Annotated in this window: 8 protein-coding genes; 2 read left to right on the forward strand and 6 right to left on the reverse strand. The window is 47.2% G+C overall.

Annotated elements, in window-relative coordinates; genetic code table 11:
* Positions 1 to 24: 24 nt before the first annotated feature.
* From QT992_RS11550 to QT992_RS11575, 6 genes are all read right to left on the reverse strand, one after another.
* A complete protein-coding gene (locus QT992_RS11550; protein WP_333322561.1) occupies positions 25 to 1374 on the reverse strand; it encodes an LCP family protein in 1350 nt (449 codons plus the stop codon).
* 14 nt (positions 1375 to 1388) lie between these two features.
* The gene (locus QT992_RS11555) at positions 1389 to 1736 is read right to left on the reverse strand and encodes a DUF6717 family protein (RefSeq protein ID WP_333322563.1); all 348 of its coding nucleotides are present in this window, start codon (positions 1734 to 1736) and stop codon (positions 1389 to 1391) included.
* A 551-nt stretch (positions 1737 to 2287) separates the two neighbouring features.
* Positions 2288 to 3463 (reverse strand): aminotransferase class V-fold PLP-dependent enzyme, encoded by a 1176-nt coding sequence (locus QT992_RS11560; RefSeq protein ID WP_333340129.1) that lies wholly within the window; start codon positions 3461 to 3463, stop codon positions 2288 to 2290.
* Between the two features lie 105 nt (positions 3464 to 3568).
* Positions 3569 to 4174 carry a molybdenum cofactor guanylyltransferase gene (locus QT992_RS11565; protein ID WP_333322567.1) on the reverse strand — a complete coding sequence of 202 codons (606 nt, stop codon included), beginning with the start codon at positions 4172 to 4174 and terminating at the stop codon, positions 3569 to 3571.
* 179 nt (positions 4175 to 4353) lie between these two features.
* Positions 4354 to 5418 (reverse strand): anthranilate phosphoribosyltransferase family protein, encoded by a 1065-nt coding sequence (locus tag QT992_RS11570; RefSeq protein WP_333340132.1) that lies wholly within the window; start codon positions 5416 to 5418, stop codon positions 4354 to 4356.
* 128 nt (positions 5419 to 5546) lie between these two features.
* Positions 5547 to 6521, reverse strand: coding sequence for a LysR family transcriptional regulator (locus QT992_RS11575; RefSeq protein ID WP_333340134.1), 975 nt, complete (start codon positions 6519 to 6521; stop codon positions 5547 to 5549).
* Between the two features lie 305 nt (positions 6522 to 6826).
* Between QT992_RS11575 and QT992_RS11580 the strand changes: the two genes are divergently transcribed.
* The gene (locus QT992_RS11580; protein WP_333284907.1) at positions 6827 to 8128 is read left to right on the forward strand and encodes a transposase; all 1302 of its coding nucleotides are present in this window, start codon (positions 6827 to 6829) and stop codon (positions 8126 to 8128) included.
* A 119-nt stretch (positions 8129 to 8247) separates the two neighbouring features.
* Positions 8248 to 11655 (forward strand): PAS domain S-box protein, encoded by a 3408-nt coding sequence (locus QT992_RS11585; protein ID WP_333377008.1) that lies wholly within the window; start codon positions 8248 to 8250, stop codon positions 11653 to 11655.
* The last annotated feature ends 6 nt before the right edge of the window (positions 11656 to 11661 follow it).

Here is an 11661-nt window from a genome sequence, read left to right on the forward strand (position 1 = left end):
TAATGACTAATGACTCATGACTAATTAAAATCGCTTTACCCAATCTTCGCCGACGCGAAGCGTCAAGTCAGAATTGATTTCACCGGTAGAAGATGCTTCAATTTTACCGCCGCCTAACTCTTTTCGCAGTAAATTCGCTGCCTCTAAATCTCCTTGCTGAACAATAATTTGACTTTGACGCTGCTTCTGGGGCGAATCCTGCACTACAGATACATTAAAAAAGCCCTTTTTCCTGAGAAAGTCAGCAACCTTTTTTGCGGTTGTCGGTTTGCTAGAAGCGTTTTGGACAGCTATTTTGAGGTTTTTGGGCAACAGGGAGTCGCTAGGATTGCGAATTCGTGCTTGTTCAAAATCCGGCACGCTCTGGTTCAAATATTGTGTCATAATGCGATCGCGCCCGATCGCATCTACAATCCAATAACTCCTCAAATCGGCTTGTTCTGAACTAGAACTTCCAGGCAACATTACCATTTTAAAATTCTCTCGCTCCAATTGCAAACCGAAATTGGCCAGCGTCAATATTTCCTCATAATTTAGGTTTGTATCCACATATTTTTGCATCAATCGAACAATTTGTGGCAAGCGCACCAATACTGATGGACTTGCGAGGCGATCGCGAATAGCTTGAATTAAAGATTGCTGCCGCTGAATGCGGCCGATATCTCCTAAACCATCGTTGCGAAATCGAGCAAATTGTTCTGCTTGTTCTCCGTTGAGAGTTTGCCATCCCTGGCCTAAGTTTATTTTTAACTTTTGGGCGGTATCTGTATAGGACATTGGGCGAGGTACAAATACCTCAACTCCGCCTAACAAATCGACTAATTCCCGAAACGCACTGCTGCTGACTCGCACGTATCGTTCAATTTTCGTATTGTTCAGCATACTGCTAACCAATCGCGTCGCCAAAGCTGCTCCTCCTCTAGCATTGGCTTCGCTAATTTTGCTGAAGCTAATTCCGGGAACTTCGACTTTAGTATCTCGCGGGACTGAAAGCAAACTAATAGATTTATCTCTAGGATCGAGGTGAAATAAGAGTATTGTATCGCTGCGACCGTTAAATATCTTAGGGCCATTGGCGGCAGATTCCGGCACGCGGTCAATTCCCAATATCAAGATATTAACTGGTCGCGATAGGCGGTATGCAGAGCGGTTGGAGGATAGATAGTCAAAGCCAGTCGCCTCTAATACTCTATTGATAATTGGCGGTTCCACGGGAGCTAAAAGGGCGGTAATTGCCCCCAATGTGGCGGAGATGGCGGCTGTGAAAATTAGGAAAAATAGCCCCACTATATACAGGAAGAATTTAGGCTTTTTTCGAGAGATTTGATCGACTGGTGTAACAAAGTCTCTTTTAAAAATTGACAAGTTTTTCATTGACTTGCTGTTGATTATTGCAGTTTTTCAGCTTTGCAGTAAAACATGGGCGGTGCTTCGGGAAAGTATTTGAACATAGCCGGACACAGCCAGCCTTCGAGATTTGTCGATTCCCACCGATACCAGTTACCGCCGTACTCTGCTTTCAACCACAGCATTTCTGCTTGATATCCGGGAAATGGGTTGGCTGAAAATAAAAGTCGGAAACCTCGATCGGCATTGGGAATGTCTGCGACAAGCGCGTTAATCATTTCGGGGACGCCCTGAACAAATGGTTCTCGGACAAGTCCGACTCGCTCGTCGTCAAAAACCCAGGTGTACTGTTCGCGATAGGGGTAAATTACCATCATGGCATTGGACATGGTATTCGCCTCTTTTCATTTCCTTTTTTTGTCGGCAAAAATGCAACTGTTGATACATTATATTCTGTGGCGCGGAAGTTGTGCGCTATCCGATTTGACAACCCTGTTTAAAATTAGGAATTTTAGCGGGTTATTTACAAACTTTATTCGGTTGGGGCGGATTGGTTAAGTGTAGGTCGATCGGGCTTTAGATGGTTTTTTTTTATTTTTTATTTTCGGTAAATGGTAGCAAAATTAAAGACGCTTAAAGGTGATTCAGTGCAGGATTTTTTCTTTTAATTGTGCCTAGTTTTATCCCCCTTATTACCTTTTTAGTAATGATATCATGTCCGCTCGATCGCCCATAATACAATTGCCGGGGCGGGTTTGTGAGATTGTGTGTTTTTGGCAAATATTATTGGTGAACCCGCCCCTACAGGAATCAGGGTAATCGATCGGACATGATATGATAAATAGTTTTTATTTACCCAAACTATGAGGGCGGACACCCTAACTACAAACCTTTAACTGTTTGTAGTTGGGTGTTATGTTTGTTTCCGGGAAAATCCCGCTCAAGTTCTCGTCAGCTCAACCAGCGCCTTAGCTAAATATTGATACTGTGGCAAAGTATTGTATAACTGAGCCGAAATCCTCACCAACTGCTTACTAGCATCAGGCCAAGGAATCACCGGAACTTCAATTTTAAAAATCTCCCACAGCGCCTCTTGCAAAGGTGGAATTCCTCCCTTTGCAACCACATCAGACTGGCAGTCTGCCAGCGGCACAACAGCCATCGAACCCACCATTTCATCAGGACAAGGCAGCGGCAAATCTAATTTGTCCGCCAATATTTTTCTCCCCGCCAACGCCAAAGCATGATTTTTTGCCCTCAATTCCGGCCAGCCGCCGCTCAATAAAGAACCCATAAAATCAATAGCTACAGGCACGCACAAATAGGGGCTAGGATCGACTGTCCCCATCCAGTCAAATTCTAATTGAAAGCGTGATTTATCAGCGCGTGGCGAGTTAGCACCGTGACTGATCGTAGTTGGGCGAATGGCATCTTGCTTGTCGCGCCGCACGTATAAAAAGCCCGCACCTTTGGGCGCGCATAGCCATTTATGGCAATTTCCCGTATAGTAAGCCGCGCCAATTTCATCTAAATTCAGTGCTACCATTCCCGGCGCGTGAGCTCCGTCTACCAATACATCCACGCCACGGTTAGCTAACTCGCCCACTAACTGTTTGATGGGAAAGATTAAACCAGTTTGACTCACAACGTGGTCTAATAAAGCTAACTTTGTTTGCGGTGAAACGCACTTAATTATTGCTTCAATAATTTGTTCTGGTGACTCAATGGGAAAGGGGACTTCTGCTACTATTACTTTAGCGCCTGTACGCTCGGCTACAAAATTAAGTGTGTTGCGGCAAGCGTTGTATTCCTGATTTGTCGTTAGCAATTCGTCGCCCGGAGAAAAACAGAGCGATCGCAAAACTGCATTTACTCCCGTCGTGGCATTCGGCACAAAAGCCAAGTCATCCTCACTCGCACCGATAAATGCGGCTAACTGATTTCTCGCATTATCCAACAAGGGTTCAAATTCCCGCAGTAAAAAGCGCAATGGTTCTCTTTCGAGTTGTTCCCGAAAACTGGTTTGCGCTTCCAGTACGGGAATCGGACAAGCCCCAAAAGAGCCGTGATTGAGGAATGTTATATTGCGATCGAGCAACCAATATTGGTTAATCATTAGTAATTAGTAATTAGTAATTAGTCAGTAGTCATTAGTCATTAGTCATTAGTCAGTAGTCAGTAGTCATTAGTCAGTCAACTGTCAACGGTCAACTGTCAACTGTCAACCGTTCACCATTTTACCTTTTAATTGCTCAAACTCTTCTAATGTATTGCAATTCGATAACATTACTGCTTCTCGTTCCCCTACAGGTAGAGGGATTGCGGGGATTTGATTTAACCACACTTGAAAGGAACGTCCCCCTTTGTCAATAAAACTTTGCAAGCTGGGCAGAGATTGTTGGCGGTAGAAGCCGCACAAAGGCTCCCAGCGCGAATTTTGATAAGGCACAACTGCTAAAGTTGATGGGGGAAATTCTGTTAACTGACTCGCCCAACTCTGAATAATCTGGGCATCCAACAAAGGCAAATCGCAAGCTAACAGTAAAATCCATTCTGCCGCAATTTCTCTCAATCCCTGAGTCAATGCAACCAAAGGCCCGGAGCCCGGATTGTACTCTACCAGAAATTGGGATGTTTCGGTTAAGGTCGATCGATAGCGATCGGGCCAAGCAGTCAGAACATAAACTGCTGGCCCTACAACTGCCGCCACTTCCAACGCCCGCTGCAATAGGGATTTCCCCTCTATTTCCAGTAGAGCTTTATCCCTACCCATCCGCGAACTTTGACCGCCTGCAAGCACAATTACAGCAATTTTATGATTAGTCATTAGTTATTAGTCAGTAGTCAGTAGTCAGTAGTCAGTAGTCATTAGTTATCGCAAGAATTGTCTGTTTTGAACAGGCAAGATGCCTGTTCCACAATAATTATTGGAGATGTCTAGTAGTCAGTAGTCAGTAGTCAGTAGTTAACGGTCAACTGTCAACTGTCAACTGTCAACTGTCATTCTCAACTCAAAACACTAACGGCTTGGCTAACTTCCTCAAGTTTTTGAACAACTTGACCGCTGCTGAGTAAAGTTTCGGCCTCAATTAAAGCCGAGTTCACATCCAAACAAACTCCGCTGCGCCACAGATAAAATCCGCCGTTCCAGATAGCAGATTGCATCAATTCCGAGGGTTTTCCCAGCAACACTTCCTGCATTTGTTTGAATAACTCAGGGGCTGATTCAAAGGCAGGATTTGTGCTGCTAAAACCGTAATCTCCGTGGGCTAAAAGCACTCGCTCGAACTCAGCGTCGGGCTTAGCAATGCCGATAATTGCAGTACGATCGCGCGGCAAATCGCAGCTTCCCTCCAATCCTTTGACTGTGGTATAATTTTTGATTCCGCGCAGCTCAAAGGCTTTTTGAAACATACCTTCTGTCGGCGGGTGGACGTAGCCCGATATAACGTTAACGTCGCCGGCACAGGGACACCACATCAACTCCATTGTCGAAAAAGGTGGCCGTTTTCCAATTTCGCGCCGGTAGGGAACTAAAGCGGCGGCTTGAGGAAAATGCTTGGGAAGGTACACAAAACCCAAACCCGTCTTGTCAAAAACTTGCTGGACTTTTTCTAAACTCAGTTTTCCCCAATTCACTCCCAAACCGCGCCAAATTTCCATCAGGGGGATGCCTTCCTTCGTTGGCATCGTATCCCCTCCGTGCATGATGGTTGGGACGCCAGAGGCGGCTAAAATTAGGGCCGTTAAAGGGCTAATTGGAGCCGTGCGCGATCGCCCGTCGTAAGCAACACCAAACACGGCGACGGTAGAGACGGCAAACCCTTTTTCTCGGTTTGGGGGGGCAAGCATAGGGCCCAATTCTTCATAAGCATCGAGCATTCCGGCTAATTCTTCCCCAGTGGGCCGTTTAATGCGGTGGGAAATCATAAAAGCTCCGATTTGAGCCGGTGTTGCTTCTCCCAGCAGCATCATCCGCGTGGCTGCTGCTGCTTCGGAGCGAGTTAAGTTTTCTCCTGTGTGTGTTCCGCTGCCAATTTTTCGCAGCAATTCTCTAAATGCGTCACTCATAACTTGTGAAGTTGGTAATTGTTAGTTTGTAGTTAGTAATTGGTAATTGGTAATTGGTAGTTAGTAATTGGTAAGATTTGAATCAGTTTCAATTTAAAATTCCCAAAATTCCGTTCAAAATTATCGAATTAAGTCCCTGATTTTTCTAGCTTGATTAAATCAAATGGCGGCACAAATTCGCGTACCAGATTCCAGAAATGGGCGATCGGCGGAATTTGCATTCGATCGTGAGTTGTCACCAACACGACTTCGCGAGTCCAAGTGGGATCGGCGGCCAATTGACCGATCGTCGAAACCTTGGAATTTGACCGATCTGGGGCGATCGACCGAATTGCTAAAGTGCGATCGCCCTTGGCGTCCACCAAAGCTGAATGCGGCAGCAAAGCAATCAATTCTCCCTGTCGCACCACACCCCGAAAAGCATCAAGAGTGTTGAGTTCCAAAACAGCATGAAGTTTAGCACCCATGCGTCCAAATTGTTCTTGCACCATCCGCTGCATTCCGTACCCGTCCTTAAACACCACTTGCGGGTAACAAATCAATTCCGGCCAAGGTACTCGATCGTACTGGGCCAGGGGATGACCCGCCGCCATCAACACCTCGATCGGCTCATTGTAGAGCACCTCAACCAACATTTCCGGGGCTTGAGTAAAATAGCGGTTGTTCATCACCACCGCTATGTCCACCAAACCATCTTTGAGGACTTTCAGAGCTCGATCGCTACCGAGGGCAGTCACCCGCAATTGCACGTCTGGATAGTCGCGGCAAAACTTTTGCAGCACAGGCGGCAAATAAGCAGCGCAAACCGAGTGAATCGCAGCCACGCAAAGTTCCGGCTGCTTTCCCGCCCGTAAGTCTCCCAATTCTTCAGCAGCATTTTGCCAAGTCTGACAGATTTTGCGAGCGTGAGGCAGTAGGCATTCCCCTCCCACAGTCAGTTTCGCGTGGGCGGTGCGGTGAAACAGCGACAAACCCACTTCCGCTTCTAATCCCTGCACTTGGCGGCTAATAGTCGATTGGGTAACGCCGCACTTCCGGGCCGCTTGCTGAAAGCTACCAGTTTCAGCAACTGAAAGAAATGCTTGAAGCTGCTCTAAGCGCATGGATGTTTAATTCGAGATGGTTTCAGAAATTTTACAGGAATATAATCTGTGACATTAACCGATTTAGTAGAAGAGTTTAGTACACTTTGATACAGGTACCGATTAGTTTTGATTCTGGGGCTAGACAAGCCAAGGCATTAGCAATTGACACTGCCCCGTCAGAAAGATGCGGGATGCTTGGCTGTTTCTTTGTGTATTATAAAACTTTATTAAGTTTGTAAACAGTAGTAAGCAATGGTAGTATCATATAGTCAGGAAGATCAACTGAGAGAATGATTGCGCTCGTTAAAAAATGGAGAGTCTGAATGCAACTAGCAGAGAGACACATCATTAAATCCACAGAACATCGTTTCGCTCCGATCGATAAATTAGCCTTTCAATCAAAAAATCTCTACAATGCTGCCAACTACGTTATCCGCCAAAACTTTATATATGGATGGGGATATCTCAATTACAACAAAATGGATCGGTTGATGAAATCTCATCCAGCATATAAGGCGTTACCAGCAAAGGTAAGTCAACAAATATTGATGAGATTGGACAAGAATTGGCAAGGTTTTTTTGAAGCCATTAAAGTTTACAAAACTGAGTCCACACAATTTAAGGGACGCCCAAAAATCCCCAAGTACAAAGATAAAATCAAAGGACGAAATATTGTCATTTATACGATGCAGGCGATTAGTAGCAAGCAATTGAATAAAGGAATTATCAAGCTTTCAGGTACTAATATTTTAATTAAAACCCAGGTAAAACCAGAGCAGATTTGTCAAGTTAGATTGGTTCCCAAATGCGATTCCTATGTAATAGAGGTAATTTATAATGCTTGTACTGATCCCAGTCGAAGTGAACCGGAGTCCACCTTCAATGAAAACCAAAAACAGTCTATAGCTAGTATTGATTTAGGATTGAATAATTTAGTGGCGTTAACTTCAAATCAGCCGGGATTTCTTCCTTTACTGATTAACGGGCGACCAATGAAATCAATTAATCAATTCTATAACAAGCGTAAAGCACATCTACAATCTCAATTAAAAGGTCGGCGTAAAACCTCATCACGCATTCAACGCCTAACTCGTTGTCGAAACCAGAAAATCGATAATTACTTGCACTCATCGAGTCGTGACATCATCAATATTTTAAGAGAACGAAAGATTGGGACTCTGATAATTGGTAAAAATGTAGAATGGAAAAACGAGATTAATTTGGGGAAACAAACTAATCAGAACTTCGTAACAGTTCCTCATGCTCGATTGATTGAGATGTTGGAATATAAGGCGGCATTGGTTGGAATAAGAGTGATGGTGCAGGAAGAATCATATACTTCTCAATCCAGTTTCCTGAATTTAGACCCGATTCCTGTTTACGGGGAGAATGGTGCTGATTATGTCTTGTTTAGTGGTAAACGAATTAAGAGAGGATTGTACAAAACATCGAGCGGTCGATTAATTAACGCCGATGTTAATGGCTCTTATAATATCTTAAGAAAAGCAATCCCAAATGCTTTTAGCAATGGGATAGGGAGCTGCGTAGTTCAGCCAAGGCGGGTTAATCCGCTCGAAGTGAAAGTGAAAGGGGAGGGACTTCATGCCTCCCACGTCATCCAATAAATGACTATACTTTTACAAGCTATAAACTAGAAATTAGCGGGTCAGCAACACAAGTGCAACTAGGATCGATCGCACAGGAAAGCCGAAATGCTGCAATTTATTAAGCATTTATTAAGATTATGTCATTTAACCACAATTTTATTCCGCAAGATGGCTGTTGCCAGTGGCAGCCCCAGTTGATGGGACTGCACGCCGTCAGCGATGTGTTAATTGCCTTGGCTTATTATTCAATTCCAGCAATTCTGACATACTATGCCCGCAAGCAGCGAGACGTGCCTTTGAGCAAGGGGTTTCTCCTATTGGGAGCCTGGTTTTTCTGCGGCGGGACAACTTATTTGATGCAAGTTTGGATGCTGGTGCATCCCAGCTACTGGCTGTCAAGTTCGATCGCCGCCGTTACCGCTATCATCTCTTTGTGGGCTGTAGCGTCCCTGATACCCTGGGTTCCTCCAGTGTTGGCTTGGGCTGGGGCGGCGTCTTTTCCAGGAAATACGGCGCTGGAATCTGAAAAGGTCGAGCGACTGCAAGCCGACTCTGTTATTACAAATTCCGTCCCCTCCCTCACAACCGAACTCCAGCAAATTAACCAGCAATTGCTTGCAGAAATAACGCAGCGCGAGCGAGTCGAGGATCTCCTGCTTGACACTGTAGGCAAGCTGCAAGAAAGCGAAGAACGCTTCCGCGTTTTTCAGGAATTATCTCTAGACGGATTTAACGTATTCCGCAGCATTCGCGACGAATCCACAATTGTGGATTTTGAATGGGAATACGTCAATCCCGCAGCGGCAAAAATTCAGCATAGTACCCCGGACGAATTAATCGGCAAGCGATTGCTGCAAGTGCTGCCGGGGCATAAAGATAGCGGTTTGTTCGACCGTTACGTGCAAGTTGTAGAAACAGGAATTACCCTCGATACCGAGATTTATTACAACAACGAAGGCATTGTCGGCTGGTTTCGGATTATGACCGTTAAATTGGGCGACGGGATTGCTATTTCTTTTGGCGATATTACTAAGCGCAAGCAAGTAGAATCATCCCTGCGCGAGGCGCTGCAAAAACTCACTTCTCATTTTGAAAATACGCCCCTAGCGGTGATTGAGTGGGATAAAAATTTTCGTCTCAGCGGGTGGTCGCCGGCGGCCGAGAAGATTTTTGGGTGGGAAAAAATAGAAGTGTTAGGCAAGCATTTTAGCGAATGGAACTTTATTTCTAAGGGCGATTTTGAAGAGGTAAAATCGGCAATTTATAGTTTAAACCAACCAGAAAATCGCTGCAATGTAGTTCGCAACAGCAATTATAATAAGTCGGGTTCGTTGGTACACTGCGAATGGTACAATTCGGCTTTTTACAGCGATTCGGGACAGTTGATATCGGTGCTGTCTCTGGTTTTGGACGTGACGGAACGCTTTAAATTTCTGGAAGTGCTGCGACAGTCTGAAGAGCGGTTTCGGATTGCGGCAGAAAGTGCCAGCGATTTGATTTACGAATGGGATATCGAAACCGGGATCGTGCTGTGGTTCGGTCACGTAGACCAACATTTGGAGTACGAAAAAGGCGGATTTCCGAGGACAAGAGCAGCTTGGAACAGTATCTTGCACCCGATCGACCGCGATCGAGTTTTAGCCGCGGTCGATCGGTATTTGAGTGCGCCAGACAGTTCTGCCACCCCATTTTTTCAGGAATACCGGGTTCAGTGCCAACGGGGCGGCTTGCTCTATTGGATCGATCGGGGCAAAGCAGTGCTTGACAAACAAGGCAATCCCTGCAAATGGATCGGCGTGATTAGCGACATTACCGCTCGCAAAGAGGCCGAAGAACAGCGGAACCTAGCCTTGGCCAGGGAACAGGCTGCCCGTCGCCAAGCCGAAGCCAGCGAACAGTTGTACCGCGTCCTCGCTGAAGCCATCCCGCAAATAGTTTGGACTGCCACAGCCGACGGCTGGCTCGACTACTACAACCAGCGCTGGTTTGAATATACGGGCTTGACGCTGGAGGAAACTCAAGGCTGGGGGTGGCAGCCAGTTTTGCATCCAGATGACGTGGAAAACTGCCTAGAACGCTGGAATACCTCCGTGCAGACGGGGAGGACTTACGAGGTGGAATACCGCTTTAAACGGGCATCTGACGGGGCTTACCGCTGGCATCTGGGCAGGGCATTGCCCGTGCGGGATGCTGAGGGGAAAATTATCAAGTGGTTCGGGACTTGTACGGATATTGACGATCGCCAGCGAGCGACCCAAACAGCCTATTTTCGCGCTCAAGCTTTGGCTGTGCTGTCGTCGGCTTCCCTGGATTACGAGGAGGCGCTGCAAGGTTTGGCAGATTTAACAGTACCGGCGCTGGGGGATTGGTGCTGCGTGCATTTGCTCGATGCCGACGGCTCGATCCGCTTGCACGCAGTTGCTCATTCAGATCCGAGCAAAGTCGCTCTGCTGTGGCAAATCGATCGGCGTATGCCGCTAGACCCCCAGGGACGGCACGGAGTAGCAAAGGTGCTGCGGACTGGGGAGTCGAAGCTATACGCAGAAATACCGGAATGGGTGATCGAGGCGGTTGTGTCCGACAGGGAACTGCAGTTGGTGCTGCGATCCCAATCCCAGGTGCTGTCGGCAATCTGCGTGCCGCTGATCGCTCGCGGGCGGACGCTGGGAGCGATTTCGCTGCTGTGCGGGGAGTCGGGCCGCCGCTGCGGGGAGAGCGATTTGGTTTTGCTGGAGGATTTGGCGCGGGATGCGGCGGTGGCGATCGACAATGCGCGGCTTTACCGGGAAGCAGCCGAGGCCAACCGGATTAAAGACCAGTTTTTGGGAACGCTTTCTCACGAGTTGCGGACGCCTCTGAACGCGATTTTGGGCTGGGCCCAGATGCTGCGGCAGCGCCAGATGAGTGCTGAAAAAACGGCTGTGGGTTTGGAGACTATTGAGCGAAACGCGCGGTTGCAGACTCAGATGATTGAGGATTTGCTCGACGTTTCCCGGATTGTGAGCGGCAAAGTGTGTTTGAAGCTGTTCCCGGTGGATTTGGCACGGATTGTAGAAATGGCCGTGAAGGCGCTGAGCCTTGAGGCTGAAGCTAGGGGAATTGAATTGGTGAGTTTTTGCAGCGAAGGGGTGAGCTCGGTGAGGGGCGATGCTACTCGTTTGCAGCAGGTGGTGTCTAATTTGCTCTCGAATGCTATTAAGTTTACGCCGCCGTCGGGTCGCGTGGAAATAAGGCTCTCGGAGGATGGGGAACCGGGAGCAGCGGGTGGCGCCCTCTTGTCTGGGCCGTCTCCGGTTCACTCTGTTTCGATCGTTGTCAGCGATACGGGAATTGGCATTAGCAAGGAGTTTTTGCCGTTTGTGTTCGATCGCTTCCGCCAAGCTGACAGCACTTCTACGCGCAATTACGGCGGGCTGGGACTGGGATTGGCGATCGTCCGCCATCTCGTGGAACTCCACGGCGGGACTGTCTGGGCCGAAAGTCCTGGGGAAGGACTCGGCTCGACTTTCGGAGTGCGGCTGCCAATAACAAAAGTCAACAGTTAACTGTTA

Origin of the sequence: Microcoleus sp. T3_D1 (assembly GCF_036700405.1) — a bacterium.
In the GTDB taxonomy this organism is placed as follows: Bacteria; Cyanobacteriota; Cyanobacteriia; order Cyanobacteriales; family Microcoleaceae; genus Microcoleus.